Source organism: Pseudomonas sp. G34 (genome assembly GCF_031119625.1).
GTDB lineage: Bacteria > Pseudomonadota > Gammaproteobacteria > Pseudomonadales > Pseudomonadaceae > Aquipseudomonas.
The window spans coordinates 76,885-103,214 of sequence record NZ_JAVHZV010000009.1; the positions used below are offsets into that span (position 1 = coordinate 76,885).

Here is a 26,330-nt window from a genome sequence, read left to right on the forward strand (position 1 = left end):
CGACAATACAGCGTAAATATCCGGGCCCATGTGGCCCGGAATGGTTTCTGGACGAGGACGCGATATGACGCAGGAATGGGATGCTGGTCGGCTGAACAGTGATCTGGAGGGTGTCGGCTTCGACACGCTGGCGGTACGTGCCGGGCAGCACCGCACGCCGGAAGGCGAGCACAGCGAGGCGCTGTTCCCGACCTCCAGTTATGTGTTCCGCACCGCTGGCGATGCCGCGGCGCGTTTCGCCGGTGAAGTGCCGGGTAACGTCTACTCGCGTTACACCAACCCGACGGTGCGCGCCTTCGAAGAGCGCATCGCCGCCATGGAGGGCGCCGAGCAGGCGGTCGCCACGGCCTCGGGCATGTCGGCGATCCTGTCCATCGTCATGAGCCTGTGCAGCGCCGGTGATCATGTGCTGGTCTCGCGCAGCGTATTCGGCTCCACCATCAGCCTGTTCGAGAAGTACCTCAAGCGCTTTGGCGTGCAGGTCGACTATGTGCCGCTGGCCGACCTGCAGGGCTGGGCTGCTGCGTTCAAGCCCAACACCAGGCTGCTGTTCGTCGAGTCACCCTCCAACCCGCTGGCCGAGCTGGTCGACATCGCCGCGCTGGCAGCCATTGCCCATGAGCGCGGCGCGCTGCTGGCGGTGGACAACTGCTTCTGCACCCCGGCCCTGCAGCAACCGCTGAAGCTGGGCGCGGATATCGTCATGCATTCGGCGACCAAGTACATCGATGGCCAGGGCCGGGCGATGGGCGGCGTGGTGGCCGGTAGCGCCAAGCTGATGACCGAGGTGGTCGGCTTTCTGCGTACCGCCGGGCCGACCCTCAGCCCGTTCAATGCCTGGATCTTCCTCAAGGGCCTCGAGACCCTGCGCATCCGCATGCAGGCCCATTGCAGCAGTGCGTTGGAGCTGGCGCGCTGGCTGGAGCAGCAGGAGGGTATCGACAAGGTCTACTACGCAGGGCTTGCCAGCCATCCGCAGCACGAACTGGCTGCGCGTCAGCAAAGCGCCTTCGGTGCGGTGGTCAGTTTCGAGGTCAGGGGCGGCAGGGAGGGTGCCTGGCGTTTCATCGACGCCACGCGGGTGATCTCCATCACCACCAACCTGGGTGACACCAAGACCACCATCGCTCACCCGGCCACCACCTCCCATGGTCGCCTGTCGCCCCAGGAGCGCGAGAATGCCGGGATCCGCGACAGCCTGATTCGGGTGGCCGTCGGCCTGGAAGACATCGCCGACCTCAAGGCCGACCTGAGCCGCGGTCTGCAAGCGCTGTGAGCGCGGGCAGTGTCGAGCAGCAGGGGCGCGTCGCGCTGGTCTCCGGTGCTGCCCGCGGCATCGGTGCCGGCATTGCGCGCTGGCTGTTGGCCCGTGGCTGGCGGGTGGCGCTCTGCGATCTGGCGGACAGCCAGGGCGACGCGCTCGCGGCAGCCCTTGGTGACAACGCGATGTTCGTGGCCATGGATGTGGCCGACGAAGGTCAGGTCGAGCGCGGCGTAGCAGCGGTCATCGCACGGTTCGGCAGGCTCGACGGTCTGGTGTGCAACGCCGGGGTGGCCAGCCCCCATAACGGCCCGTTGGAAGACCTGGCGCTGGCGCAGTGGAACCAGGTACTGGCAATCAACCTCAGCGGGCCGATGCTGTTGGCCAAGCACTGCACGGCGCACCTGCGCGCCAGTGGTGGTGCCATCGTCAACATGGCATCGACCCGCGCCAGCCAGTCCGAGCCGCAAAGCGAAGCCTATGCCGCCAGCAAGGGTGGCCTGGTGGCCTTGACCCATGCGCTGGCCATCAGCCTCGGCCCGGACATCCGGGTGAATGTGGTGAGCCCGGGCTGGATCGATTCCCGCGATCCGGCGCAGCGTGCCAGTGAGCCGCTGAGCGCTGACGAGCATGCCCAGCATCCGGTTGGGCGGGTGGGGCAGGTGGACGACGTCGCGGCGCTGGTGGCCTGGTTGCTGTCGGCCGAGGCAGGCTTCGTGACGGGCCAGGAGTTGATCAGCGACGGCGGTATGACGCGCAAGATGATCTACCGTTGAAGAACCGTCGCACGCGCCGCGTCTTTTTTGAAAAAAATTCAACGGCGGCCTTGACTTAGGTTGGGTGCCCGCGTAAATTTCGCCTCCTCGCAAGGCCAAGGGTGATTAGCTCAGCCGGGAGAGCATCTGCCTTACAAGCAGAGGGTCGGCGGTTCGATCCCGTCATCACCCACCACTTGCCTTGAGAGAATCGGACGCAAGTCCACCGACGCGCAGCGGTAGTTCAGTCGGTTAGAATACCGGCCTGTCACGCCGGGGGTCGCGGGTTCGAGTCCCGTCCGCTGCGCCATATTTTCCATCTGAGATTGAGTTCTGGGATGTGATGGGGAAGCCAGGCTTGCCCATCTGACGAAGCACGAGTTCCATGGACGCAAGTCCACCGACACGCAGCGGTAGTTCAGTCGGTTAGAATACCGGCCTGTCACGCCGGGGGTCGCGGGTTCGAGTCCCGTCCGCTGCGCCATATCCACCTGCCTCGAGCAGGTTTCCTGAAAAGCGACCCTTGGGTCGCTTTTCTTGTTTCTGCCTTTCGGTTGTGCATCCTCGCCTGGCAGCCGAATGCGGCAGTATCGCAGCGCCGCCGACTTCCCTGGCCCTGGTGCCCGCCCTTTTCACGATGATTACCGATGGCTCTTTCGGCCTTCGGTCTGAATCGTCGATTTAGTTCGAATTCCAACAGATTTCTGGCTTTACCGCTTCACTAGCGAGTGATATTTTCGCAAATGAAAATGTCACATAATTGTCACATTCGCCCGTGCAGCTAAAACAAGAACTGGAGCCTTTGGATGTTCGCCTTCTTCCGTCCTGCCCCCCATCGGGAGCCTCTGCCCGATGATCAGATAGACAGCACCTACCGTCGCCTTCGCTGGCAGATCTTCGCCGGTATCTTCATCGGCTATGCCGGCTACTACCTGTTGCGCAAGAACTTCTCGCTGGCCATGCCCTACCTGATCGAAGAGGAGGGCTATTCCCGTGGGCAGCTGGGCCTGGCGATGTCGGCCATCGCCATCTCCTATGGTTTGTCGAAGTTCCTCATGGGGCTGATTTCCGACCGCTCCAATCCGCGTTATTTCCTGCCATTCGGCCTGATGGTGTCGGCTGGGGTGATGTTCGTTTTCGGTTTCGCGCCCTGGGCAACCTCCAGCGTGACCATCATGTTCATCCTCCTGTTCATCAACGGCTGGGCCCAGGGCATGGGCTGGCCGCCCAGTGGCCGAACCATGGTGCACTGGTGGTCGCAGAAGGAGCGCGGTGGCGTGGTGTCGGTGTGGAACGTCGCACACAACGTGGGTGGTGGCCTGATCGGCCCGCTGTTCCTGCTCGGCATGGGTCTGTTCAATGAGTGGCATGCGGCGTTCTACGTGCCGGCTGCGGTCGCCATGCTGGTCGCCGTGTTCGCCTTCGCGACCATGCGCGACACGCCGCAATCGGTCGGCCTGCCGCCGATCGAGAAGTACAAGAACGACTACCCCGAGGGCTACGACGACAGCCACGAGAAGGAATTCAGCACCAAGGAAATCTTCGTCAAGTACGTGCTGCGCAACAAGATGCTGTGGTTCATCGCCCTGGCCAACGTGTTCGTCTATCTGCTGCGCTACGGCGTGCTGGACTGGGCGCCGACCTACCTCAAGGAGGTCAAGCACTTCACCGTCGACAAGAGCTCCTGGGCCTACTTCTTCTACGAGTGGGCGGGCATTCCCGGTACGCTGCTGTGCGGCTGGATGTCGGACAAGGTGTTTCGCGGCAACCGTGGCCTGACCGGCGTGGTGTTCATGGCCCTGGTGACCGTGGCCACCGTGGTCTACTGGCTGAACCCGCCGGGTAACCCGATCGTCGACATGGCGGCGCTGGTGTCCATCGGCTTCCTGATCTATGGCCCGGTGATGCTGATCGGTCTGCACGCGCTGGAACTGGCACCGAAGAAGGCGGCAGGTACCGCGGCCGGCTTTACCGGTCTGTTCGGCTACCTCGGCGGCTCGGTCGCGGCGAGCGCGGCGATGGGCTATACGGTCGACCATTTCGGCTGGGATGGCGGCTTCGTGCTGCTGGTCGGCGCCTGCCTGCTGGCCATCGTGTTCCTGATCCCGACCTTGTGGCACAAGCAGATCCCAAGCGAAGAGCGCGCGACCTGATCGCACAGCCCAACGCGCGGCAAGCGCCGCGCGTTGGGCAGGTTGTGCTGGCGAAGCTTGCTGCCAGCCCGGCCCATGCCGAAGCGCAATGCTCGGCAGCCAGCGTTGCTGCAGACCGTTTCCAACCTACACCGATGGCGTGCCGATCATTCAAGCGCGTGATGGCCTAGGCTACGCCCCATGATTGCGATACTGGCTGGGCGGCATGCCGAACCAGCGCATGCTCGCCTTGTGGAAACTGCTCTGATCGCGGAAACCCAGGGTCGCCGAGATGTACTTGAGGCTCCGCGTGGAGTTGCGCAACAGATTGTGCGCCAGCTTGAGGCGTGCCTCTTCCTGCAACTGGATGAAACTCACCGCTTCGCGTTCCAGTGCCTTCTGCAGGCCGCGCTTGCTGATCTGCAGGGTATCAGCGGCTTCGCTCAGATCCAGATTGATGCCCAGGGTGAGCTGCTGCGCGAGCAGACGTGCCACGCGCGCGGCGATCGAACCCTTGACCAGATCGTCGAGGCGCGATTGTGCGTACTCCTGATGCATGACGTGCAGTGCCGCATCGGCCGTCGGCAGCGCGATGGCACCGTCGCGCGCCTTGAAGATCAGGCTGTTGTGGGGCGCCGAGAAGCGCAGGTTGTCGCCGAACAACTGGTGCAGGTGGCGGGTATCGGCCGGCTGCGCATAGGTGAACTCGGCGCCCAGCGGCTGGGGGCGTTGATGAGGCGTCAGCCAGTGAATGACGCCGAGGGTCAGTGCCGCGCCGGCATCGATAAAGGCGCGCGGCGCCGGTAGGGGCGAGGTGCCGACTTCCAGGCCGATCAGCTTCAGGGTGTCCTGGCGTTGTTCGAGCAGGTAGTGCGAGCCATTGGTGACCAGTGGATGGTAGTCGACCATCAATTTCAGTGCGCTGCCCAGGGTCGGGCTGGACATCAGTGGGTAGCACTGAGCACCCAGGGCACTGGGATGGGCGTGGGCATAGGTACCCAGGCCGATGTCGGGATTGCCGGTCTGTTCGCTGGCCTGGCTGAACAGGCTGTACACCTGGGCCAGGGTGACCGGCGTGCCGCTGCTCAGGGCCAGGAGCAGTTGCTGGTCGAGCTTGCGTGGGTCGACGCCTTGTTCGACAAAGCTCTTCGCCATCACCTGGAAGCAGTTGCTGGTCACTGTGTACATCGCGTGTCCTGGAAAGCCGCTGGCGCTGAGATGAGCAGCACATGCATGTGCGGACAACAACCGGGCGCCTGGGAACACTGGTCATTGCCTGGGTGCGCTGGGAACATGGCCGCCTGTAAACCTTGCGAGGCCGCTTCAGCGCCGGCCTTGGCGCTCTTTGCGAAGCCGCAGAACGCCAGCAGCGTGTGAGTCGCTACCTTGCCCAATCGGCGGCGCAGTGGCCGTGCACCCTTTCTCAGTTTGGATTGCGATTTTAGCGAATAGCCTCGGCGAGCAGCCATAAGCAAACGTTTGCGAGGTGGCGATCTAGCGGACCAGTTATGGACAACAGGTAATGCCCTCGATGTTTGCCGCGCACCCACTGCTCAATCTGGATGCCCTTTGCGTGGCCACTGCTGCGGCTGACGAGGTGCGGGTGCGGCATTTCTACCAGCAACTGCAGCGCGGCCGCTTTCACCTGGCCTTCCAGCCGGTCAGGGCGGCGGCTGATACCGAACGCACGCTCTATCAGGAGGGTCTGTTACGCAGCGACGGCGAGCCCCTGGGCTTCAACCCGTTCGCGGTGCTGGAGCGCCGGCACTCGATGCGCCGCCTCGACCACTGCGTCGTCGAGGCGCTTATCGACCTGCTGCAGGGCCATCCGGCGCTGACCCTGGGCTGCAACGTTTCCGCCCAGAGCGCGACGCTCGATTATCACTGGGAGCAGGTGCTGCAGCGCCTCGCCGACAGCGGCATCGCCTCGCGCCTGGTCATCGAGATCACCGAAAGCTCGGCACCGATCAGCCACGATCAGGCCGTGGAATTCGTCCACCAGCTGCGCAGCACTGGCTGCCATGTGGCCATCGACGATTTCGGCTCGGGGTTCGGCACCCTGGCCTTTATCCAGCAGGCACAGCCCGACATCATCAAGATCGACCAGGGTTATGTGCAGCGCGCCCGCCGCTCCTCGCTGCATGCCAAGACCCTCCGGCACCTGATAGGGCTGTGCAACAGCCTGGCCGCCCATGTGGTGGTCGAGGGTATCGAGACCGCGGCCGACCTGGCGATCAGCCGCCAATGCGAGGCCCAGTGGGTGCAGGGATTTCTCTTCGCCCGCGCGCAGAAGTTGATCCCAGGGCTCGCTACGCCCTGTGTGCTGCAGGCCGACTGAACAGGCGAGTGCGCGCCGATGGCTGCGTGTAACCCCGCTACCCCATTCCCGAAAGGGCAACCGATAACGAAAGGGCAGGATTGATGTCGCTCAGAAATATGAAAATTGGCTTGCGTGCCGGTATTTGCTTCGCCGCCCTGGCGACCTTGCTGGTGCTGCTTGGCGTCATCACACTGTCGCAGATGCAGCGCATGGACAGCATGAGCGACGCCATCGAGACCAAGTGGTTTCCATCCACCCTGGCATTGAACGACCTGGGTGTCTCGGCCATGCGGGTCAGGGCACTGACCTTGCGCTTCTATGCGCTCGACACTGACCAGGCAAGGCGCGCCGCCCTGCCCGGGCTGGACGCTACCAAGGCGGACCTGGCCAGCGCACAGAGCCGTTACCTGGCGCTGGTCGAGTCCGACGCCGAACGGCTGGTGTTCGAGCAACTGCTCGGCATCAAGGATCGCTACCTGCAGCACCAGAGTGAGGCGGTCGAGCTGATGCTGCGCGGCGAGCGCATGGCTGCCGGGCAGATTCTCACCGGGGTGATGGCCGAGGAAGGGGACCTGCTGGTCAGAAAGCTCAAGGAGCTGACCGAGTACAACCGCCAGGGCGCCACGCAGGCCTTTGGCGAGAGCGACGAGGTGTACGAGCACAGCACCAGTACCGTGGTGCTGGTGGTGATCGTCGCGACGGTGCTGACCATCCTGCTGGCGATCTACCTGACGCGCAGCATCGTCAAACCGCTCGGCAGGGCGGTCGAGGTCGCGAAGACCATCGCCGCCGGTGACCTCACCGGTAACGTCGACGACCACGGCCGCGACGAGCCTGCCCAGCTGCTGCAGGCGCTGGCTGCCATGCAGCGCAGCCTGCGCGACACCCTGCAACGTATCGGCGAATCCTCCAATCAGCTGGCCTCGTCGTCGGAAGAGTTGCATGCGGTAACCGAAGATGCGACCCGCGGTCTGCACCTGCAGAACGAGGAAATCGAACAGGCGGCCACGGCGGTGAACCAGATGACCGCCACGGTGGAGGAGGTGGCGCAGAATGCGGTCAGCACCTCCGAAGCGTCGCGCCAGTCGGACCAGACCGCGCGCCTCGGGCAGGATCAGGTGCGCCAGACCGTCGATTCCATCCACCTGCTGACCCAGGACGTCAACGCTACCTCCGGCGAGATCGGCAAGCTGGCTGGCAACGTCCGCGAGATCAGCCAGGTGGTCACGGTGATTCGCGCGATTGCCGAGCAGACCAACCTGCTGGCCCTGAACGCCGCCATCGAGGCAGCCAGGGCAGGGGAGCAGGGGCGTGGTTTCGCCGTGGTGGCCGACGAGGTGCGCGCCCTGGCGCATCGCACCCAGCAGTCGACCCGGGAAATCGAGCAGATGATCGAGGGTATCCAGCGCGGTACCGAACAGGCGGTGGCGGCCATGCACAACAGCAGTTCACGCGCCGGCGCCACCCTGACCCTGGCCCAGGCCGCGGGGGATGCCCTGGAGGCGATCGTGCAGGCCATCGCCGCGATCACCGAGCGCAACCTGGTGATCGCCAGCGCTGCGGAGCAGCAGGCGCAGGTGGCTCGCGAGGTCGATCGCAACCTGGTGAACATTCGCGACCTGTCGCAGCAGACCTCGGCCGGTGCCAACCAGACCCGCGCGGCGAGCCAGGAACTGTCGTGCCTGGCGGTCAGCCTCAATGGCCTGGTGACCGCTTTCCGGGTCTGACCCGCGTTACCGTGCGCCGACAGCCTGTTGCGCTTGGCGCGCCAGGCTGCGGCGGAACGCCGGGTCATCCAGGTAGGCCACATTGAGGCGCGTCCAGGGTACCGGCGTCTGCCGGTTGACGGCGAAGATCGAGCCCGGTGCAAGCATCACCCCCTGGGTCAGGCAATGTCGTGTCAGGGCGTTGGCGTCGTCGATGCCGGGAAAACGCGCCCACAGATAAAGGCTTTGCTCCGGCCTGCAGAACACCTCGGCGCCCAGCTCGTCGAGCACTTCGAGGCCGCGTTGCGTGGCGGCGCGCAGGCGATCCTGCAGGCGTGACAGGTGACGCAGGAAATGCCCCTCGCCGAGGATCACCTCGATGGTGCGCTCGCTGTATTCGGCGCCGCTGTTGTGCAGCAGCATCTTCAGGTCGGCCAGCTCCTCGATGCGCTGCTTGCTGCCGGCGATGAAGCCGACGCGCAAGGCGGCGGAAATCGATTTGGAAAAGCTGCCCAGGTACAGGGTGCGCTCGCACTGGTTCAGTGCCGTCAGCTTGGTTGCCGAGCTGGGCTTGAAGTCGGCCATGGCGTCGTTCTCCACCAGCAGCAGGTCGTGCGCTTCGGCAATCTGCAGCAGGCGGTGGGCCTTGGCGGGGGAGATGTCCGAGCCGGTGGGGTTGTGGCCCACCGACTGCAGGAAGAACAGCCTGGGTCTTGCCCTTTTCAGCACCCGCTCCAATGCATCCAGATCCGGTCCGTCAGCCTCCCGCGGTACGCCGAGCATGCGCGCGCCCTGCAACTGCAATTTGCCGAACAGCGGGTAATAGCCGGGGTCTTCGACCAGCACCGTGTCGCCGGGAATGACGTAGCGGCGGATGATCAGGTCCATACCGTGGTTGGCGCCCAGGGTGGTGACCAGTTGCCGGGGCGAGACGGCGATGCGGTAGTCCGCCAGCTTCTGCGCCAGGCGCTGGCGCAGGCCGGGGTTGCCCAGCCGTGTGCCGTAGCGAAACAGGGTGGTCACCCCGCCGCGCACCACCTGGCGGTGGAATTTGTCCAGGCGCATGTCCATCAGCCATTGCACCGGTGGGAAGCCTTCGCCAAGGTGCGAGTGGCCGGGGTCGCGGACGAACTGCTGGCGCATCATCCAGATGGTGTCCAGCGCCCTCGTGTAGGGCTGCGCCTCGTCGTCCTCGACACTGGCGCTGACGCTCGTGCAGACGAAGAACCCCTTGCCGTGGCGTGCCTCCACCAGCCCCTGGGAGGCCAGGTGCTCGTAGGCGGTAATCACCGTGTTCTTGGAGTGCCCGTGCAGGCGCATGTACTCGCGCAGCGAGGGCAGTTTGCTGCCTGCCGGCAGGGCACCATCGGCAATCTGCCTGGCAATGGCGTCGGCGACTTTCTGGGCGAGGGTCTGTCTGGGCATGGCGCAAATCCCTGGGTACAGGAATGAAGTGTCCGGGCAAACTGTACCTTCTTTCAGGGATACAGTGAGGATAACGTTCGCCCCAACCAAGAACAAACGACTCCCCGAGGAGCGCCCATGTCGATCGATTCCCGCCTGCCCGATTTCCGTAACCTGTCCCCCGCGCAACGCCTCGAGCATGTGCAGCAATTGCTTGGCCTGTCCGCCGAGGACACCGCGCTTTTGCGTGACGCCGGTGCGCTGCCGCTGGAGATCGCCGACGGCATGATCGAGAACGTGATCGGCACGTTCGAGCTGCCCTATGCGCTGGCCAGCAACTTCCGCATCAACGGCCGGGAGATGCTCATTCCGCTGGTGGTGGAAGAGCCTTCGGTGGTCGCTGCGGCCTCGTTCATGGCCAAGCTGACCCGGCCGGCCGGTGGTTTCCAGACTTCCAGCAGCGCGCCACTGATGCGTGCCCAGGTACAGATCATCGGTGTCAGCGATCCCTACAACGCGCGCCTCAGCCTGCTGCGCAACAAGGACGAGATCATCACCCTGGCCAACAGTAAGGATCAGCTGCTGAACAGCCTGGGCGGCGGTTGCCGTGATATCGAGGTGCACACCTTCATCGACAGCCCGCGCGGGCCGATGCTGGTCGCGCACCTGATCGTCGACGTGCGCGACGCCATGGGTGCGAACACGGTCAACACCATGGCCGAGGCCGTGGCGCCGCTGATGGAACAACTTACGGGCGGCAAGGTGCGCTTGCGCATCCTTTCCAATCTTGCCGATCTGCGCCTGGCGCGGGCCCAGTTGCGGATCGCCCCGGAACACCTGGATACCGCCGAGTACAAGGGCACGGAGGTCATCGAGGGAGTGATCGATGCCTATACCTTCGCGGCCATCGATCCGTACCGCGCCGCGACCCACAACAAGGGCATCATGAACGGCATCGACCCGCTGGTGGTGGCTACCGGCAACGACTGGCGGGCCGTGGAGGCGGGCGCCCATGCCTATGCCTGCCGCAATGGTCATTACGGCTCCCTGACCACCTGGGAGAAGGATCGCCAAGGCCATCTGGTCGGCACCATCGAGATGCCCATGCCCCTCGGTCTGGTCGGTGGCGCCACCAAGACCCACCCACTGGCGCAGCTGTCGTTGCGCATTCTTGGCGTGAAGAGTGCCCAGGAACTGGGCGAGATCGCCGTCGCCGTCGGCCTGGCGCAGAATCTCGGGGCCTTGCGTGCCCTGGCTACCGAAGGCATCCAGCGCGGCCACATGGCCCTGCATGCGCGCAATATCGCGCTGTCGGCCGGTGCCCGGGGCGATGAGCTGGACTGGCTGGTCAAACGCATGGTCGAGACCCGCGACGTACGTGCCGACCGCGCCGAGGCGTTGTTGCGCGAAAAGCGCGGGCAATGAGCATGAATGCCGTACGGCTGGTGGAGGTCGGTGCGCGGGACGGCCTGCAGAACGAAGCCCTGACCCTGCCGGTCGAGGTGCGCGTGGCGCTGATCGAACGGCTGGTCGCGGCCGGGCTGCGAACGCTTGAGGCCGGTGCGTTCGTGTCGCCACGCTGGGTGCCGCAGATGGCCGACTCCGACCAGGTGTTGCGCCGCCTCGGGCAACATCCGGGGGTGACCTACACGGCGCTGGTGCCCAATCTTCAGGGGCTCGATGCCGCACTGCAGGCCGGGTGCCGGGAGGTGGCGGTTTTCGCCGCCGCCTCCGAGGCGTTTTCGCAGAAGAACATCAACTGCTCGATCGCCGAAAGCCTGCAGCGCTTCCAACCGGTGCTGGGCAAGGCGCTGGAGCAGGGTGTGGCGGTGCGCGGCTATGTCTCCTGCGTACTCGGTTGCCCGTTCACTGGTGAGGTGCCGGTGGCGGAGGTGGTGCGGGTCGCCCGCGAGCTGCACGCCATGGGCTGCTACGAGATCAGCCTTGGCGACACCATCGGCCGAGGTACCCCGGGCAAGGCCAGAGCACTGATCCAGGCCTGCGCCAGCGAGGTGCCGATCACCGCACTGGCCGGGCATTTCCACGACACGTACGGCATGGCGGTGGCCAATGTCCAGGCTGCTCTGGAAACCGGGGTAAGGGTGTTCGACAGTTCGGTTTCCGGCCTGGGTGGCTGCCCGTATTCGCCCGGGGCCACCGGTAATGTGGCGACCGAGGAGCTGGTCTATCTGCTCGAGGGCCAGGGCCTGCCGACCGGTGTGGATCTGTCGGCACTGCTCGAGGCCGGTGCTTTCATCGACGCCGCGCTGGGTAAACCGTCGGCTTCGAGAGTGGCCACCGCCCTGCGCAACAGGGCGCATTGAGCCAATAGAACAACAACCCGGAAAGGGTGCGGGCCCGCTGCGACAGCCATCAGGTCGCATTGCCCGGATCACTCCGTCAACTCACTGTACGAGCGTACCTCGGCTCTTTCATGGCGGCGCTCTGCGCCCCCGGCGACGTACCGACACAGGAGAACCCATGAGTTCACTGACCGATGCACCGGCGAGCTTCGCCAGAACGGCCGGCCCGCTGAAGGGCGTGACCATCCTCGACCTGACCCGTGTTGTCGCCGGCCCCTACTGCGCCATGCTGCTGGCCGACATGGGCGCCACGGTGATCAAGATCGAGAACCCCGCCGATCCCGATCTCACCCGCGAGTTTCCGCCGCTCAGTCGCAGCAGCAGCGAGCCGGTGAGTGGCTTCTTCGCCCAGTTCAACCGCAACAAGATGGCGGTCGGCCTGGACCTGAAGAAGGCCGAGGGCAAGGCCACCTTCCTGGACATGGTGCGCAAGGCCGATATCGTCATCGAGAACTTTCGGCCCGGCACCATGGCCAGGCTGGGGCTGGGCTACGAGGTGCTCAGGGAGGTCAATCCAGCCATCGTGTTCACCGCCATCAGTGGCTTCGGCCAGTACGGCCCGAACTCGCTGCGCCCGGCATTCGACAGCAGCGCCCAGGCCAGCGGCGGGCTGTGGTCGATGAATGGCACGGTTGAAGAGCCGATGCGCGTGGGCACGGTGCTGGGTGACCTGTCCGCTGCGCTGTATGCGGCCATCGGTACCCTCGGCGCATTGCGTGAAGCGGAGCGCACCGGCCTGGGCCAGCTGGTGGACGTGTCGCAGCAGGATTCGATCGTCTCGCTCACCGAAAACGCGCTGGTGACCTACACCGAAACCGGCAAGGTCACGGTGCCCGAGGGCAATGGCCATCCGTTCGTGCGTCCCTACGGACGCTACGCCTGCAAGGATGGCTACGTGTTCTTCGGTGCCTACACCGACAAGTTCTGGCGCGAGGCCTGCCTGACCTTCGGTGACGAGGCGACGGCCTCGGACCCTGAGCTCGACAGCATGGCCAAGCGCTTCGAAACCGACGTCTACCTGCGCAAGGTCAAGCCTGCCGTGGAGCGCTGGCTCGGCGCCCACACCAAGGCCGAACTGGAAGCCATGACCGGTGATCGCTTTCCATTGTCGCCGATCAAGAGCATCGATGAAGTGGTGGCCGATCCCCACCTGCGCGAACGCGACATGCTGGTGCCGGTCGATTGTCAGGGTGCCCGCTTCGAGGTTTTCGGCAACCCGATCAAACTCTCCGGTGGCACCCTGGAACGCGGCGCCAGCGCCCCCGCGGTCGGCGAGCACAACGCCTCCATCTATCGCCAGTGGCTGGGCCTGGACGAAGCCGAATACGCCGAGCTGGTCAGGCTGGGGGTGATCTGATGACGGATCTGATCAGCGATGCGGCCCGGCGCAGTATCGGCACCTCGCTGCCGCCGTCGCGCTTCGAGGTGAACCGTAACGACATCAAAAAATATGCGGTGGCCACCGGGCAGCGTCAGCGCCGTTATCTCGATGGTGACGAAGCGCCGCTGCTGTTCCTGTTCAGCGCGATGATGCCGGTGCTGCCGCTGGAGCAACTGCTCGAGGACGGGCACAAGCCCGACGATGCGCTGCTTCCCGAGTTGCCGCTCAAGCGCATCATGGCCGGCGGCAGCGAGTACCAGGTGCACCGCAGGATCTTCGCCGGCGACGTGCTGTTGTGCCGGCAGACCCTGCTGGACATCTACCAGAAACAGGGCGCCGAAGGGCCGCTGATCTTTCTGGTGTTCGAGAACCGTTTTGCAACCGAAGCGGGCGAGCCGGTGGTGACCGAACGCCTGACCCGGATCGCGAGGTGAGCATGGCCAGGCAGATGATCAGAGCAGGCCAGCGGCTGCCCGAGCGCGAGTACCGGCCCGGCACCGTGCAGCTGTTTCTGTATAACGCGGCGATCTGGAATGCCCACCGTATCCACTATGACCTGCCCTATGCCCAGCAGCGCGAGGGGCACCCGGCGCTCTTGGTGGACGGCCCGTTGCAGGGCGACTGGCTGACCCAACTGGTGTACGACTGGATGGAGGAGGGCGACGAACTGCTGAGCTTCCAATACAGCAATCGACGCGCCGGTTATGTGGGCGATGTGCTGACCGCCGCCGGCGAAATCGTCGCGGTAGAGGCCGGGCGAGTGAACCTGGCGCTGCGCCTGAGCAACCAGACGGGCCAGGTGATCACCCGGGGAGGCGCCAGCGTACGCCTTGCCGGCGCGGCATGACCAACAGCGACACAGGCGCCATGGCCGGCACCTGCAGTGCACACGAAACCGACCTTGCGGTCGTCAACCAGCTGCTTCCTCGATAACAACAAGAGCCCGAAAGGGCGGGGGACACCATGAGCCAAGAGCTTGCCAGAATCGCCGCGACACCGCCCAGCGCGGACGCGGCGCGTAACACCGACAACCTCTACGAGGTGTGGGGCGATACCGTCGATGCCCGGCACCTGGTGCTGGCCATCATCGTCAGCGCCATCGTCAGCCTGGGTGCCTATGGGCTGGCGCTGTTGATACTCGGCGGCCTGGTCGAGTCGGCGCAGATGGCCAAGGCCTACGCCATGCTCTTCGGCATTCTCGGTTGCCTGGGCGGTGGGGCGATCAGTGCGATGCTGTTCAAACCCAAGCGCGATGTGGTCGAGCACGTGGCGGATCCGGCTTTTCGCGAGCAGGTGGTGGGTGACCTGCTCAAGGAATACGGCAGCCTCGGCCGTCTCGAGGACACCTCGCCCGAGGTGGTCGCCGAGCTCCACGAACTCGGCCTCTATGAGCTGTTCCGGGATGCCCAGGCCCGGGAAGAACAGGCGCGTGACAATGGCCCCGTCGAAGCCGATGCGGACACGCGCGATGCCCTGGCGCTGAGCGGAGGGCGTTCGTGATGGAGGGCCTACTCTACGAAATACTCATGGCCCTGGCGCTTGGCCTGTTCGGCGCTGTGCTGTTCTCCGCCATCGGCCTGGTATCGGGAACCGACGAAACCACCACCCTGGCGCCACTGACCATGCTGGTGGTGCTGCTCGGCGCGCCGCCGGCCGGGATTCTCACCTTCTTCCTGGCCGGTGCGGTGGCCAAGCACATGACCCACGCGGTGCCCACTGCGCTGCTGGGCATTCCCGGTGATACCTCGGCGACCGCGCTGATCGGTGACGCCAACCATCTGCGCCGCCTTGGTGTGCCCCATGTGGCGCTGCGCAAGATGATTTCCGGTGGCGCCGTGGCAGCCGTCATCGCAGTGCCGCTGGCGGTGCTGTTCGCCGTGCTGCTGGCGCCGTTCGGTGACGTCATCAAGCAGTTCGCCCCCTGGGTGTTTCTCTGCGCCGCCTTCACCATCGCCTACTTCTCGGCCGGGCGCTGGGCCTCGGTGCTGGCCTTGCTGCCCTTCGTGCTGGTGATCGTCGCCCTGCAGACCCTGACGGCCCAGTACGGCGTCAAGCTGGCGGTCAGTTACTTCCTCGGCATCGCCGTGGCACCGCTGATCACTTCGCTGTTCTCGATGCTGGCGCCAGCCGAGCGTGAACGCATGCGTCGCGACCAGTATCGGGTGTTCTCCCTGGCGCCGGACATGAAGGGCTGGCGCGGCTACTTTCCCAACCCGTTGCGGGTGATCAACAAGCGCCAGACGCGCATGACCGCCATGGCGGCGAGCGTGACCAGTGCCACCTTCGTGTTCAGCCCGGTGGCCATGACCGTGATCATGGGCGAGCTGATCGGCGCGCGCATCAAGCAGGCCTACGAGCGCCTGACCACGGTGATCACCGCCCGTAACGGGGTGACCGAGTCCACCTACATCGCCGAGGCGCTGATTCCGCTGATCGCCTTCGGTCTGCCGCTCAGCCCGGTGGCTGCCGGCCCGGCCGCGCCGCTGTTCAACGCACCGCCGCGCTTCACCGTGGACAGCGTCAGCGGTGAGGTCAACAACCTGCATAACCTGCTCAACAACTGGGAGTTCTTCGGCTACGGCATGATGGCGGTGCTGGTGGCCATTCTGATCGCCTATCCCTTCACCATGAACTTCGCCCACCAGGCAGCTTCTTTCGTGTCGCGCAGGATCAGCCACGAAGCGGTGATCGCCACCTTCATCGGCCTGGTGCTGGTGGTCGGGATCTGGGAGGGCGGCCTGCTCGGGCTGCTGGTGATCGTCACCATCGGCCTGCTCGGCGGCCTTCTGGGGCGCTTCCTGGGCTTCAACATCGGTGTGCAGTTCATGGGCTACTACACGGCGGTACTCAGCGTACCTGCGTTGATCGCCTTGCTGAACTGAATGACAAAGGGCGTGCGGCTTTTGCCAGCACGCCCCCTCTCATCAGTGCTGCAGGGGTGGCGATAGAGCCGCCCTGGCCACGCCATCGTCCGTCCTACCCGCGGACAATGAGCGCCGCAGGCTCGGCGCGGCCATGGCCTTACTCCGCCTTGTGCAGCGGGTGATGGTCGGTCTGCTTGGGCTTGGTACGCAGCAGCGACAACACCCAGACGAAGAAGATCGGCACGAAGATCACCCCCAGCAGGGTCGCGCTGAACATCCCGCCGAGCACCCCGGTGCCGATGGCGCGCTGGCTGGCCGCGCCGGCGCCGGTGGCGATCACCAGCGGCACCACGCCGAGCATGAAGGCCATGGAGGTCATGATGATCGGCCGGAAGCGCAGGCGTGCGGCCTCGATGGCGGCGTCACGCAGCGAGTAGCCGTCTTCCCACAGGTCCTTGGCGAACTCGACGATCAGGATGGCGTTCTTCGCCGCCAGGCCGATCACGGTGATCAGCCCGACCTTGAAGTACACGTCGTTGGGCAGGCCGATGGCGGTTACCGCCAGTACCGCGCCAAGGGCGCCGACCGGCACGATGAGCAGGACCGCCAGGGGAATCGCCCAGCTCTCGTAGAGGGCCACCAGCAGCAGGAACACCACCACGATGGCCAGGGCGAAGAGCATTGTCGCCTGGCCGCTGGCGACCTTTTCCTGGTAGGAGAGGCCGGTCCATTCGTAACCGATGCCCGCCGGCAGCTCGGCGACGATGCGCTCCAGCTCGGCCATGGCCTCGCCGGTGCTGACCCCCGGGGCGGCGTCGCCGGAAATGCGGATCGACGGGTAGCCGTTGTAGCGCGCCACCTGCACCGGGCCTTGTTCCCACTGGGTGGTCACGAAGGCGCTCAGCGGCACCAGGCTGCCGCTGTCGTTGGGCACGTGCAGCTTGAGCACGCTGTCCGGCGTCATCCGTGCGGCCTGTTCGGCCTGCACCACCACGCGCTGCTGGCGCCCGGCGTTGGCGAAGTCGTTGATCACCGCGGAGCCGAAGGCGGTGGACAGCGCATTGCTGATCGACTCGAAACTGACGCCCTGGGCGCGCGCCTTGTCACGGTCGATGACCAGGCGCAGCTGGGGCGCCTCGGCCAGGCCTTCCATCATGCCGTAGAGGAACAGCGGGTTGCCGTTGACCTTGCCGAGCACCTGGTCGCGCGCCGCGAGCAGCGCCTCGCGGCCGAGGCTGCTGCGGTCCTGCAGGCGCAGCGAGAAGCCGCCCGAGTTGCCCAGGCCGTCGATCGGTGGCGGTGGCACGGCCATCATCGCGCCGTCGTCGAGGTTGGCGAAGCGGCCGTTGACCGCAGCCGTCTCTGCCTCGACCGATTGCTCCGAATCACGCTCGGACCAGTCCTTGAGCAGCGGGAAGGCGATGGCGGCGTTCTCGCCCATGCCCGAGAAGCTGAAGCCCAGTACCAGGAAGGAGGTCGCCACGGCCTCGCGGGAGGCGAGAAATTCCTCCAGCTGCTTGCCGGTGGCCGAGGTACGTTCGCGCGTCGCGCCGGGTGGCAGCTGGATATCGACGATCATGTAGCCCTGGTCCTCGACCGGCACGAAGGATTCCGGCAGGCGCAGGTAGAAGAAGCCCATCAGCACCACGATGCCCAGGTAGATGAACATGAAGCGGCCGGCGCGCGGTACCAGCTTGCTGTTGAGCTTGGTGTAGCGCCCGGTCAGCCCGGTGAACGTGCGGTTGAACCAGCCGAAGAAACCGGTTTTCTCGTGATGCCCCTGGGGAATCGGCTTGAGCAGGGTGGCGCACAGCGCCGGGGTGAAGGTCAGCGCCAGGAAGCCCGAGAACAGGATCGACACCGCCAGCGACAGCGAGAACTGCTGGTAGATCACCCCCACCGAGCCCGCCATGAACGCCAGGGGCAGGAACACCGCCGACAGCACCAGGGTGATACCGAGGATCGCGCCGGACACCTGGCCCATCGCCTTGATGGTCGCCGGCACCGGCTCCAGGCCTTCTTCGGCCATGATCCGCTCGACGTTCTCGACCACCACGATGGCGTCGTCGACCAGAATGCCGATGGCCAGCACCATGCCGAACATGGTCATCATGTTCACCGAGAAGCCCAGCAGGTACATGAAAGTCAGGGTGCCGAGCAGGCACACCGGCACCACGATGGACGGGATCAGCGTGTAGCGCACGTTCTGCAGGAACAGGAACATCACCAGGAACACCAGCACCATGGCCTCGACCAGGGTCATGATGACCTTGTCGATGGCCACGTCGACGAACCGCGAGGTGTCGTAGGGCACCGAGAACTGCACGTTGTCCGGGAAGTTGGCGGATAGTTCGGTAAGGCGCTGCTTGACCGCTTCGGCGGTCTGGATGGCGTTGGCGCCTGGCGCCAGCTGCACGGCGGCGGCCACGGCCGGCTTGCCGTCCTGGCGCGAGCCGAAGTTGTAATCCTGGCTGCCGACCTCGATGCGGGCGACGTCGCCCAGGGTCAGGCGCGTGCCGTCCTGGTTGGCGCGCAGCACGATGGCGGCGAATTCCTCGGGATTGTCCAGGGTACCCTTGACCGCCAGGGTCGCGGTCAGCTCCTGCTCCGCGCTGCCCGGCGTGCTGCCGAAGGCGCCGGCCGGCACCTGCACGTTCTGGGCGCGGATGGCGTTGTTGACGTCGTCGATCGACAGGCCGTAACCGACCAGCTTCTGCGGGTCGATCCACACGCGCATCGCCGCTTCGGAGGCGAAGAACTGCAGCTTGCCGACACCGGCAACCCGGCGGATCTCATTGTTGATGTTGCGCGCTGCATAGTCGGCCAGGGCCGTGGTGTCGTCGTTGGCGCCGCCATCCTTGTAGGTCAGCGAATAGATCAGCAGAAAGCCTGCAGTGGCCTGTTCGGTCTGGATGCCGAGGGTCAGTACGGCCTGGGGCATGCGTGCCTCGGCCCGTTTCAGGCGGTTCTGCACGTCGACCTGGGCCAGCTCCGGGTCGGTGCCCGGCTGGAAGGTCACGGTGATCTCGGCGATGCCGTTGGCGTTGCTGGTGGACTCGAAGTACAGCAGGTTCTTGGCGCCGTTGAGTTCTTCCTCGATCACGCTGGTGACCGAGTCGGTCAGCACCTGGGCCGACGCCCCCGGGTAGGTGGCGGTGACGGTAATCTGCGGTGGCGCCACGTTGGGGTACTGGGCCACCGGCAGGAAGGGAATGGCCAGCAAGCCACCCATGGTGATGAACAGCGCGACCACCCAGGCGAAGTTCGGGCGCCGGATAAAAAACAAGGACATGTCGGTGCTCCGGCTTATTGCGCCTGGGAAGTGGTGTCGTTCTGGGCCTCAGCGCCTGGCTTGCGCGGTATCACCTTGGCGCCGGGGCGGATGGCCGACAGCGAGCTGGTGATCACCTGGTCACCGGCCTTCAGGCCGTCGGTGATCTGCCAGCGGCCGCCCTGCATGGCGCCGGTGGTGACCGGCCGCGCCTCCACGGTGTCGTCGGCACCGAGCAGCATCACGCTGGCCTTGCCATCGGCGGCGCGCTGCACGGCGCGTTGCGGCACCAGGATGGCGTCCTGATCGAGGCCCTGGGGCGTGCTCACGCGCACGTACATGCCGGGTAGCAGCACCCCGTTCGGGTTGTCGAAGCGACCACGCAGGGCGATCTGTCCGGTGCTGCGATCCACCGAAATGTCGGTGAACAGCAGTGTGCCCTGGCTTTCGATGTCGGTGCCGTCGACGCGCAGTGACAGGGTCTTGTCGCCGTCACCGGAGACCTTGCCATCGGCGATGGCGGCGCGCAGGCGCAGGGCATCGGCAGCCGGCTGGCTGAAGTCGGCATACACCGGGTCGAGCTGCTGGATACGGGCGAGCAGGGTGGTCTCGCCCTGGCCAACCAGTGCGCCTTCGGTCACCTGGGCACGGCCGATGCGCCCGGCAATGGGCGCGCGCACCTGGGCGTAACCCAGGTCCAGCTTGGCGGTTTCCACGCTGGCCTGGGCCGAGCGTTTGTCGGCCTGGGCGCTGCGCAAGGTGGCGCGGGCCACGTCGAAGTCCTGCTGGCTGACCGCGTTGATCTTCACCAGCGGCTCGTAGCGCTTGACCGTGGCCTGGGCCTGGAACAGTTGCGCATCGGCGCGTGCCAGTTCGGCCTCGGCGCGCGACAGCGCAGCCTTGAACGGGGCGGGGTCGATCTGGAACAGCAGGTCGCCGGCCTTGACGTCGGCGCCTTCCTCGAAGGTGCGCTTGAGCACGATGCCGGCGACCCTGGCGCGGACCTCGGCGACCCGTACGGGCTCGATCCGCCCCGGCAATTCGGCCACCACGGTGAAGGGCTCGGTCTTGATGGTCAGCACGTCGACCTCGCGAGGCGGCGCCTCGCCCCAGCCTTGGTCGCCTTTGTCACAGCCGGCCAGGCCGATGACGATTGAAAGGGTGATCGCCGATACGACGTGACCTGTGCGAATCCTGCTCATGCTTCACCTGGGGCGATGGCCCAATCCAGTTAGTCCTTGAAAGGCGTGAATGGTCGGTTATAGATGCAGGTGAGTCAACATTGTCTCATTTGCATTTTTTGTGACTAAACTTGCCAGCCCTTTGGAACAAATGGGCTTTTCCTGCACAATGACGCGACTACCGAGAAGAGCCGATAGATGCCAAGACCTGTTGCTGAAGAAAAACTGCTCAAGGCCCTGGCCGTTGCCATGGTCGAGCAGCCGCGTGGCACCTTCAAGGAGATCGCGCAGGCGGCAGGTGTCAGCAAGGCAACCCTGAACCGGTTCTGCGGCACTCGCGACAACCTCATCGAAATGCTCTTCGACTATGGCTCCGAGGTCATGAACCAGGTCATCGCCGAGGCCGACCTGCAGCATGCGCCGCTGTCCGAAGCCTTGCAACGCCTGGTGGACGGGCATCTGGTGCACCGCGACCTGCTGGTTTTCCTGATGTTCCAGTGGCGCCCGGACTCGCTGCACGAGTGCGGCGAAGAGGCGCGCTGGCTGCCGTACACCAATGCCCTGGATCAGTTCTTCCTGCGTGGCCAGCAGGAGGGCGTCTTTCGTATCGACATTGGTGCGCCGGTGCTGACCGAGCTGTTCGCCTCGCTGCTGTTCGGCCTGGTCGATGGCGAGCGCCGTGGGCGGGTCGCGCGGGCCAGCATGGGCTCGTCGCTGCTGCAGTTCTTCATGCAGGGCGCGGCGACCTGACGGCGCCTGGCACACGGCATGGATGCCGACGAGCGCGTCGGGTCGGAGGGCTGGTAGTATGCGGCTCATGTTGTGGCCCTGAGCCGGATTACGCAGAGCGACGCTGCGCCTCGCGGAGAACCCAAGCATGAATGTACAAGTGATCGAGCGTGACGGCGAACCGGAATACGCGGTCGTGCCGTGGGCCGATTATCAGGCGCTGCTCCAGGCCGCTGGCCAGGGTGGCGCGACACCGGCGAGTCGGCCGGCTGTCGACGCCCCGAAAGCGCTGACCGAGCTGAGCGCGCTGCGCGAGGCCAAGGGCCTGAGCCGCGATGAGCTGGCGCGGGCCGTGGGCATCAGCCCGCATTACCTGGGCATGATCGAAAGCGGCGAGCGCCAGCCCGATGCGGCCATTCTGCGTGCCCTGGCCTGGGTGCTCGGCATCTCCGGTTGGCAGGCATGAGCGTGCGCATCAGCCGGGCGCACTGGGAGGCGCTGCTCGCGGCTCTCGACGATGCCCGCCGCCAGCGCCACCTGCTGACCTACCGCGCGCTGATCGAGCGCCTGTCGCTGCCGGCGCCTGCCATGCAGACCCTCACCGCTGCGCTGGAACACCTGGCCGCACTGGATGCCCGCAGCGACCGCCCACTGCGCAGCGCCCTGGTGATCAGCCAGGGTGCCAGCCGCCTGCCGCGCACCGGCTTCTTCGAATGTGTATCGCGCCTGGGCCGCTTCGACGGCGCGCCCGATGGCATCGCCGCCGCCTCCTGGCATGCTTCGGAAGTGGCCCGGGTATTCGAGTTCGATTATCCCGCCGATGCCTGAGCAGGGCGCTCCTGCAACATATGGGTGTCGATCACGTGCAGGCTGTAACCCGGTATCGCCTTGGCCTGGCGCTTGGCTTCGGAGGCCAGGCCAGCCAGCTCGCTGGCGTCCAGCTGCGGGCAGTGCTGCGGGTGCAGGTGAACCACGCCGAGCGACAGTGACAGCAGCGCGAACTCCTCGCGCTGGCCCTGGCGGTTATGGCTGATGAAGCAGCCGGCGTCCAGGTGTTCCTCCAGGTAGAAGCGTCGACACTGGCTCTGGAAGTCTTCGAGCAACTGGTTGAGGCGCGCGCGCCAGTCCCGCGAGCCGAATACCAGCAGGAAATCATCACCGCCGATGTGGCCGACGAAATCCCGGCTGGGGTCGATGCGCTCGTTCAGGCAATGCGCCAGGCACAACAGCACCTCATCGCCCTTGGCGTAGCCGTACAGGTCGTTGAAGGGTTTGAAGCTGTCGATGTCGACGTAGCAGACCGCCGCTTCGCGATTCTGCTGCAGCAGACGGGCCAGGCACTGCTGGATCGGCACGTTGCCCGGCAGCAGGGTCAGCGGGTTGGCATAGCGGGCCTGCTGGATCTTCAGCTCGGTGATCAGCTTGAGCACGTCGATCACTCGTCCCAGGCCCTGGTAGCAGCCCTCTACGGTGATCACGAAATCCTCTTCCATGCGCTGGCGCGCGCGGCTGGTCAACAGCCGGCTGACCTGCTGCAGCGAGGTGGTGATCTCCACGGCCAGGAAGTCGTTGCTCATCAGCCGGCTGATCGGCTTGCGCGCGTACAGCTCGGTGGCGAAGGGCTTGAGCAGCACGTCCGACAGCGAATGGCGGTGCACGATGCCCACCGGGCGCTGTTCCTCATCGAGAACCGCCAGGGAGTTGAGGTTGGCCTGGGCGCGAAACGCCTCCAGCACGTCGGCGGTAGGGGTGGCCGTGGAGACCGCCTGCTGTTCGTTGAGCAGCGCGGTGAGATCGCTGCCTTCCTCGCCCAGTGGCGTCGGCGCCTGGCCCAGGGTGGGCAGCATCTTGTGTACGTCGGTGGGCGGCTCCTCCTGGGGGCGGCAGAGCAGGTAGCCCTGTAGCAGGTCGACGCCCATCTCGCAGAGTACGGTGAGTTCTTCCTCGAGTTCGATGCCTTCGGCGATCACCCTCGAGCGCGAGGCCTTGGCCATTTGCAGGATGGAACCGACAAACTCGCGTTTCACCGCATCACGGTGGATGCCGTCGATGAAGTGGCGATCGATCTTCACGTAGTCGGGGCGCAGTTCCGACCACAGGCGCAGGCTCGAATAGCCGGCGCCCAGGTCGTCCAGGGCGATGGAGAAACCCATGTCGCGGTAATGGTGCAGGGCGGTATCGAGCAGGTAGAAATCGTCGGTGGGCGATTGCTCGGTCAGTTCGATCACCACCCGGCTCGGGGGGATACCGTAGGCCTGCAGCAACTGCAGGGTGCGGCCTGGCTGGTGATTGGCGTCGAGCAGCGAATCCGGCGAGACGTTGAGAAACAGCAAGCCATCGAGTTGCAGCTCGCTGAAGCGGCGACAGGCACTCTTGCGACAGGCCACCTCCAGTTCGCTGAGCAGCCCGGTCTGGCGGGCGGCGGCGAACAGCGTCAGCGGCGAATGCAGGGGGCTGTTGGAAGGGCCACGGGTCAGCGCTTCATAACCGAGAATGCGTCGTTCGGCGACCGACACGATGGGCTGGAACAGGCTGTGCAAGTCACCGTGGGCGAGAATCTGCCCCAGCGAGCTCAACTGATCGGTGACGGTCATGGTGAATCTCTATGCGTATCGGAAAGCGGGAGATGGCGATTGGCCAGGATGGGGCGCCCCGCTAGATGAGCATGATTCGACTACAGAATGATGACCGATTGATGAATATGGCCGGGCGTCAGAAATAAATGAATGATTTTCTGGCACCGCTCAAGCAATAAAAAGGGCGTCGCAGTGGCGACGCCCTTCGGGTTACCGCTGGCCGGTGATTACTGCTTGGCCAGGCGGGTATTGAGCTTGAGGTAGTCGATGAGGATGTGGCCGGTTTCCGTCAGGTAGGCATCGTCTTCCGGCTTGGTCTTCTTGTCTTCCTCGGCCTGTGCCAGCACGTCGTCCTCGTCTTCCTTCTTCAGCTCCTTGAGCGGCTCTTCGCCTTTGGCGGTGCGACGAGCATTCTCGATCGCCAGTTGGCGTTTCTCGATGTCGGCCTGCTGAGCGCGGCGCTTGGCTTCGTTGAGGCTGACGGTCTTCTCGGCCATCAGCTCGCGGGACAGGGCCAGGCGGTCGCGGGCAAAGTTGAAGTCCGGGTTGTCCGCGGTGCGGGCGTCGTAGCGGTTCTTCAGTTCGGTGAGGAACGGCTTGATCGGATCCAGCTCGGGCTTGATCGCCGGGCGGATGCTGTCCCATGGCATGGCCTCGGGCAGGGCGCTTTCACCGATTTCCTTGTTGTCCATCACGTCCGGGTAGGCGATGTCCGGCACCACGCCGCGGTGCTGGGTGCTCTGCCCGGAAACCCGGTAGAACTTGGCCAGGGTCAGCTTCAGTTCGCCATGGTTGAGCGGCTGGATGGTCTGCACGGTGCCCTTGCCGAAGGTCTGGCCACCGAGGATCAGCGCGCGGTGGTAGTCCTGCATGGCACCGGCGAAAATCTCCGAAGCCGAGGCGGACAGGCGGTTGATCAGCACGGCCATGGGACCTTTGTAGAATGCGCCGTCCTGTTCGTCAGCCAGCACGTCGACTCGTCCATCGCTGTTGCGCACCAGCACGGTCGGGCCCTTGTCGATGAACAGACCGGTCAGTTCGGTGGCTTCCTGCAGGGAGCCGCCGCCGTTGTTGCGCAGGTCGATGACGATACCGTCGACCTTTTCGGCCTGCAGTTCGGTGATCAGTTTCTTGACGTCGCGGGTGGTGCTCTTGTAATCCGGGTTGCCGGCACGGAAGGCCTTGAAGTCCAGATAGAAAGCCGGGATTTCGATCACGCCCAGCTTGTAGGCACGGCCGCCCTGCTCGAGCTCGAGGACGGATTTCTTGGCCGCCTGCTCTTCGAGCTTCACCGCTTCGCGGGTGATGCTGACCACCTTGCTGGTCATGTCGTTCGGCGCATTGCTGGCCGGGATCACTTCCAGGCGTACCCGCGAGCCTTTCGGGCCGCGGATCAGCTTGACCACTTCATCGAGGCGCCAGCCGATCACGTCGACGATTTCGTCGTCGCCCTGGCCAACCCCGACGATCTTGTCGGCAGGCGAGATCTGCTTGCTCTTCTCGGCCGGGCCGGCGGGTACCAGGCGCACCACCTTGACGTGTTCGTTGTCGCTCTGCAGCACGGCGCCGATGCCCTCGAGGGACAGGCTCATGTTGATGTCGAAGTTTTCCGCGCTGTCCGGCGACAGGTAGTTGGTATGCGGATCGTAGGTCATGGCGAAGGCGTTGATGTAGGCCTGGAACACGTCCTCGCTGCGGGTCTGCTGCAGGCGCGCCTGCTGAGCCTTGTAGCGCTTGGTGAGCAGTTCCTGAATCGCCTTGGGTTCCTTGCCGGCCAGCTTCAGGCGCAGCACTTCGTCCTTCAGGCGCTTGCGCCACAGGTCGTCGAGTTCGGCGACGTCCTTGGCCCAGGGGGCTTTCTCGCGATCGACCAGCAGGCTTTCGTCAACCGTGAAGTCGATCTTGTCGACGCCCTTGGCCAGCAGCCCCTGCACGTAGTTCAGGCGCTCCTGCTGGCGTTCGAGATGGCGCTTGTAGATATGGAAGCCGGGTTCCAGGTCGCCCTTTTTCAGCAAGTCGTCGAACTTGTCTTTCCAACGGTCGAATTCGGCGATGTCGGCGGCGGTGAAGTAGCTGCGCGCCGGGTCGAGCATCTTCAGGTAACCCTGATAGATCTTTTCCGACCGGGCGTCGTCCAACGGAGGCTTGCTGTAGTGATGGCGCTGCAGCAATTCGACCACGTTGAGGCTGGCGATCACCTGCTCACGATCGGGCTGCAGGTATTCCCACTGATCGGCCTGGCTGGTTTTGGCGGCGAGGGGTAGAGCGCCCAGCCCGAGAACGAGGGCCAGGGTGGCGCTGATAAAGGATCGCTTCATGCTGATTCGACGTGGGGACAGTTGATAACGCATATTAGGCCGTCTTTGAGGGCGCCAGGTTCCATCGGC

At 65.0% G+C, this 26,330-nt stretch carries 21 protein-coding genes, 3 tRNA genes and 1 pseudogene; 19 read left to right on the top strand and 6 right to left on the bottom strand.

Annotated elements, in window-relative coordinates:
• Positions 1-64: 64 nt before the first annotated feature.
• The 6 genes from QYS36_RS05790 to glpT all read left to right on the top strand — a co-directional run bounded on the left by QYS36_RS05790 (position 65) and on the right by glpT (position 4,169).
• Positions 65-1,276 carry an O-succinylhomoserine sulfhydrylase gene (locus QYS36_RS05790; RefSeq protein ID WP_308838586.1) on the top strand — a complete coding sequence of 404 codons (1,212 nt, stop codon included), beginning with the start codon at positions 65-67 and terminating at the stop codon, positions 1,274-1,276.
• Positions 1,273-2,037 carry an SDR family oxidoreductase gene (locus QYS36_RS05795; RefSeq protein WP_308838587.1) on the top strand — a complete coding sequence of 255 codons (765 nt, stop codon included), beginning with the start codon at positions 1,273-1,275 and terminating at the stop codon, positions 2,035-2,037. Before QYS36_RS05790 ends, QYS36_RS05795 begins: the two co-directional genes overlap by 4 nt.
• 99 nt (positions 2,038-2,136) lie before the next feature.
• Positions 2,137-2,212 (top strand) — tRNA-Val (locus QYS36_RS05800).
• Between the two features lie 37 nt (positions 2,213-2,249).
• Positions 2,250-2,326: transfer RNA gene (locus tag QYS36_RS05805), tRNA-Asp, on the top strand.
• Between the two features lie 97 nt (positions 2,327-2,423).
• A tRNA-Asp gene (locus tag QYS36_RS05810) sits at positions 2,424-2,500 on the top strand.
• A 322-nt stretch (positions 2,501-2,822) separates the two neighbouring features.
• Entirely contained in the window at positions 2,823-4,169 is a 1,347-nt protein-coding gene (gene glpT / locus QYS36_RS05815; protein WP_111463300.1) for a glycerol-3-phosphate transporter, read from the top strand.
• Between the two features lie 171 nt (positions 4,170-4,340).
• On the opposite strand, the gene QYS36_RS05820 is transcribed toward glpT, so the two are convergent.
• On the bottom strand, positions 4,341-5,336 hold the full coding sequence (locus QYS36_RS05820; protein WP_308838588.1) for an AraC family transcriptional regulator: 996 nt from the start codon (positions 5,334-5,336) through the stop codon (positions 4,341-4,343).
• Between the two features lie 334 nt (positions 5,337-5,670).
• Here QYS36_RS05820 and QYS36_RS05825 point away from each other — a divergent pair, with 334 nt between their 5' ends.
• The 3 genes and pseudogenes from QYS36_RS05825 to QYS36_RS05830 all read left to right on the top strand — a co-directional run bounded on the left by QYS36_RS05825 (position 5,671) and on the right by QYS36_RS05830 (position 8,195).
• Positions 5,671-6,486, top strand: coding sequence for an EAL domain-containing protein (locus tag QYS36_RS05825; protein ID WP_308838589.1), 816 nt, complete (start codon positions 5,671-5,673; stop codon positions 6,484-6,486).
• A gap of 98 nt (positions 6,487-6,584) precedes the next feature.
• Positions 6,585-7,109, top strand: a pseudogene (locus QYS36_RS23890) (MCP four helix bundle domain-containing protein); the annotation flags it as partial.
• 9 nt (positions 7,110-7,118) lie between these two features.
• Positions 7,119-8,195, top strand: a complete 1,077-nt coding sequence (locus QYS36_RS05830) for a methyl-accepting chemotaxis protein (RefSeq protein WP_371923733.1) — start codon at positions 7,119-7,121, stop codon at positions 8,193-8,195.
• A gap of 6 nt (positions 8,196-8,201) precedes the next feature.
• Here QYS36_RS05830 and QYS36_RS05835 read toward each other — a convergent pair whose 3' ends face one another.
• Positions 8,202-9,599 carry a PLP-dependent aminotransferase family protein gene (locus QYS36_RS05835; protein WP_308838590.1) on the bottom strand — a complete coding sequence of 466 codons (1,398 nt, stop codon included), beginning with the start codon at positions 9,597-9,599 and terminating at the stop codon, positions 8,202-8,204.
• 117 nt (positions 9,600-9,716) lie between these two features.
• Between QYS36_RS05835 and QYS36_RS05840 the strand changes: the two genes are divergently transcribed.
• From QYS36_RS05840 to QYS36_RS05870, 7 genes are all read left to right on the top strand, one after another.
• A complete protein-coding gene (locus QYS36_RS05840) occupies positions 9,717-11,003 on the top strand; it encodes a hydroxymethylglutaryl-CoA reductase, degradative (RefSeq protein ID WP_308838591.1) in 1,287 nt (428 codons plus the stop codon).
• A complete protein-coding gene (locus QYS36_RS05845) occupies positions 11,000-11,902 on the top strand; it encodes a hydroxymethylglutaryl-CoA lyase (protein ID WP_308838592.1) in 903 nt (300 codons plus the stop codon). Before QYS36_RS05840 ends, QYS36_RS05845 begins: the two co-directional genes overlap by 4 nt.
• A 157-nt stretch (positions 11,903-12,059) precedes the next feature.
• Positions 12,060-13,298, top strand: coding sequence for a CoA transferase (locus QYS36_RS05850; protein ID WP_308838593.1), 1,239 nt, complete (start codon positions 12,060-12,062; stop codon positions 13,296-13,298).
• Entirely contained in the window at positions 13,298-13,756 is a 459-nt protein-coding gene (locus QYS36_RS05855) for a MaoC family dehydratase N-terminal domain-containing protein (RefSeq protein ID WP_308838594.1), read from the top strand. The genes QYS36_RS05850 and QYS36_RS05855 overlap by 1 nt, the downstream gene beginning before the upstream one ends.
• A gap of 2 nt (positions 13,757-13,758) precedes the next feature.
• Complete coding sequence (locus tag QYS36_RS05860) at positions 13,759-14,169, top strand: hypothetical protein (protein WP_308838595.1); 411 nt, start codon at positions 13,759-13,761, stop codon at positions 14,167-14,169.
• 116 nt (positions 14,170-14,285) lie between these two features.
• Positions 14,286-14,822, top strand: coding sequence for a hypothetical protein (locus tag QYS36_RS05865; protein ID WP_308838596.1), 537 nt, complete (start codon positions 14,286-14,288; stop codon positions 14,820-14,822).
• Positions 14,822-16,204: a tripartite tricarboxylate transporter permease gene (locus QYS36_RS05870; RefSeq protein ID WP_308838939.1), complete on the top strand. Its 1,383-nt coding sequence runs from the start codon at positions 14,822-14,824 to the stop codon at positions 16,202-16,204. Before QYS36_RS05865 ends, QYS36_RS05870 begins: the two co-directional genes overlap by 1 nt.
• A 139-nt stretch (positions 16,205-16,343) precedes the next feature.
• Here the strand turns inward: QYS36_RS05870 and QYS36_RS05875 are convergent, their stop codons facing one another.
• Both QYS36_RS05875 and QYS36_RS05880 read right to left on the bottom strand, forming a co-directional pair.
• Positions 16,344-19,478 carry an efflux RND transporter permease subunit gene (locus tag QYS36_RS05875; RefSeq protein WP_308838597.1) on the bottom strand — a complete coding sequence of 1,045 codons (3,135 nt, stop codon included), beginning with the start codon at positions 19,476-19,478 and terminating at the stop codon, positions 16,344-16,346.
• Positions 19,479-19,492: 14 nt separating this feature from the next.
• A complete protein-coding gene (locus QYS36_RS05880; RefSeq protein WP_308838598.1) occupies positions 19,493-20,659 on the bottom strand; it encodes a MexC family multidrug efflux RND transporter periplasmic adaptor subunit in 1,167 nt (388 codons plus the stop codon).
• A gap of 177 nt (positions 20,660-20,836) precedes the next feature.
• Here QYS36_RS05880 and QYS36_RS05885 point away from each other — a divergent pair, with 177 nt between their 5' ends.
• From QYS36_RS05885 to QYS36_RS05895, 3 genes are all read left to right on the top strand, one after another.
• Positions 20,837-21,388 (top strand): TetR/AcrR family transcriptional regulator, encoded by a 552-nt coding sequence (locus QYS36_RS05885; protein ID WP_308838599.1) that lies wholly within the window; start codon positions 20,837-20,839, stop codon positions 21,386-21,388.
• A 127-nt stretch (positions 21,389-21,515) separates the two neighbouring features.
• Positions 21,516-21,833: a helix-turn-helix transcriptional regulator gene (locus tag QYS36_RS05890; protein WP_308838600.1), complete on the top strand. Its 318-nt coding sequence runs from the start codon at positions 21,516-21,518 to the stop codon at positions 21,831-21,833.
• Positions 21,830-22,195: a hypothetical protein gene (locus QYS36_RS05895; protein ID WP_308838601.1), complete on the top strand. Its 366-nt coding sequence runs from the start codon at positions 21,830-21,832 to the stop codon at positions 22,193-22,195. The genes QYS36_RS05890 and QYS36_RS05895 overlap by 4 nt, the downstream gene beginning before the upstream one ends.
• Here the strand turns inward: QYS36_RS05895 and QYS36_RS05900 are convergent.
• Both QYS36_RS05900 and QYS36_RS05905 read right to left on the bottom strand, forming a co-directional pair.
• Positions 22,177-23,961 carry a bifunctional diguanylate cyclase/phosphodiesterase gene (locus QYS36_RS05900; RefSeq protein WP_308838602.1) on the bottom strand — a complete coding sequence of 595 codons (1,785 nt, stop codon included), beginning with the start codon at positions 23,959-23,961 and terminating at the stop codon, positions 22,177-22,179. The genes QYS36_RS05895 and QYS36_RS05900 overlap by 19 nt on opposite strands.
• A gap of 209 nt (positions 23,962-24,170) precedes the next feature.
• The gene (locus QYS36_RS05905) at positions 24,171-26,294 is read right to left on the bottom strand and encodes a carboxy terminal-processing peptidase (RefSeq protein ID WP_308838603.1); all 2,124 of its coding nucleotides are present in this window, start codon (positions 26,292-26,294) and stop codon (positions 24,171-24,173) included.
• Positions 26,295-26,330 lie beyond the last annotated feature (36 nt).

Bases quoted from the DNA above. Each gene is read 5' to 3' on its own strand.
- QYS36_RS05875 (WP_308838597.1), bottom strand. From the start codon at position 19,478: ATGTCCTTGTTTTTTATCCGGCGCCCGAACTTCGCCTGGGTGGTCGCG.
- QYS36_RS05885 (WP_308838599.1), top strand. From the start codon at position 20,837: ATGCCAAGACCTGTTGCTGAAGAAAAACTGCTCAAGGCCCTGGCCGTT.
- QYS36_RS05865 (WP_308838596.1), top strand. From the start codon at position 14,286: ATGAGCCAAGAGCTTGCCAGAATCGCCGCGACACCGCCCAGCGCGGAC.
- QYS36_RS05835 (WP_308838590.1), bottom strand. From the start codon at position 9,599: ATGCCCAGACAGACCCTCGCCCAGAAAGTCGCCGACGCCATTGCCAGG.
- QYS36_RS05845 (WP_308838592.1), top strand. From the start codon at position 11,000: ATGAGCATGAATGCCGTACGGCTGGTGGAGGTCGGTGCGCGGGACGGC.
- QYS36_RS05905 (WP_308838603.1), bottom strand. From the start codon at position 26,294: ATGCGTTATCAACTGTCCCCACGTCGAATCAGCATGAAGCGATCCTTT.
- QYS36_RS05825 (WP_308838589.1), top strand. From the start codon at position 5,671: ATGCCCTCGATGTTTGCCGCGCACCCACTGCTCAATCTGGATGCCCTT.
- QYS36_RS05900 (WP_308838602.1), bottom strand. From the start codon at position 23,961: ATGACCGTCACCGATCAGTTGAGCTCGCTGGGGCAGATTCTCGCCCAC.
- QYS36_RS05855 (WP_308838594.1), top strand. From the start codon at position 13,298: ATGACGGATCTGATCAGCGATGCGGCCCGGCGCAGTATCGGCACCTCG.
- QYS36_RS05820 (WP_308838588.1), bottom strand. From the start codon at position 5,336: ATGTACACAGTGACCAGCAACTGCTTCCAGGTGATGGCGAAGAGCTTT.
- QYS36_RS05860 (WP_308838595.1), top strand. From the start codon at position 13,759: ATGGCCAGGCAGATGATCAGAGCAGGCCAGCGGCTGCCCGAGCGCGAG.
- QYS36_RS05880 (WP_308838598.1), bottom strand. From the start codon at position 20,659: ATGAGCAGGATTCGCACAGGTCACGTCGTATCGGCGATCACCCTTTCA.
- QYS36_RS05895 (WP_308838601.1), top strand. From the start codon at position 21,830: ATGAGCGTGCGCATCAGCCGGGCGCACTGGGAGGCGCTGCTCGCGGCT.
- QYS36_RS05850 (WP_308838593.1), top strand. From the start codon at position 12,060: ATGAGTTCACTGACCGATGCACCGGCGAGCTTCGCCAGAACGGCCGGC.
- QYS36_RS05790 (WP_308838586.1), top strand. From the start codon at position 65: ATGACGCAGGAATGGGATGCTGGTCGGCTGAACAGTGATCTGGAGGGT.
- QYS36_RS05840 (WP_308838591.1), top strand. From the start codon at position 9,717: ATGTCGATCGATTCCCGCCTGCCCGATTTCCGTAACCTGTCCCCCGCG.
- QYS36_RS05890 (WP_308838600.1), top strand. From the start codon at position 21,516: ATGAATGTACAAGTGATCGAGCGTGACGGCGAACCGGAATACGCGGTC.
- QYS36_RS05870 (WP_308838939.1), top strand. From the start codon at position 14,822: ATGGAGGGCCTACTCTACGAAATACTCATGGCCCTGGCGCTTGGCCTG.
- glpT (WP_111463300.1), top strand. From the start codon at position 2,823: ATGTTCGCCTTCTTCCGTCCTGCCCCCCATCGGGAGCCTCTGCCCGAT.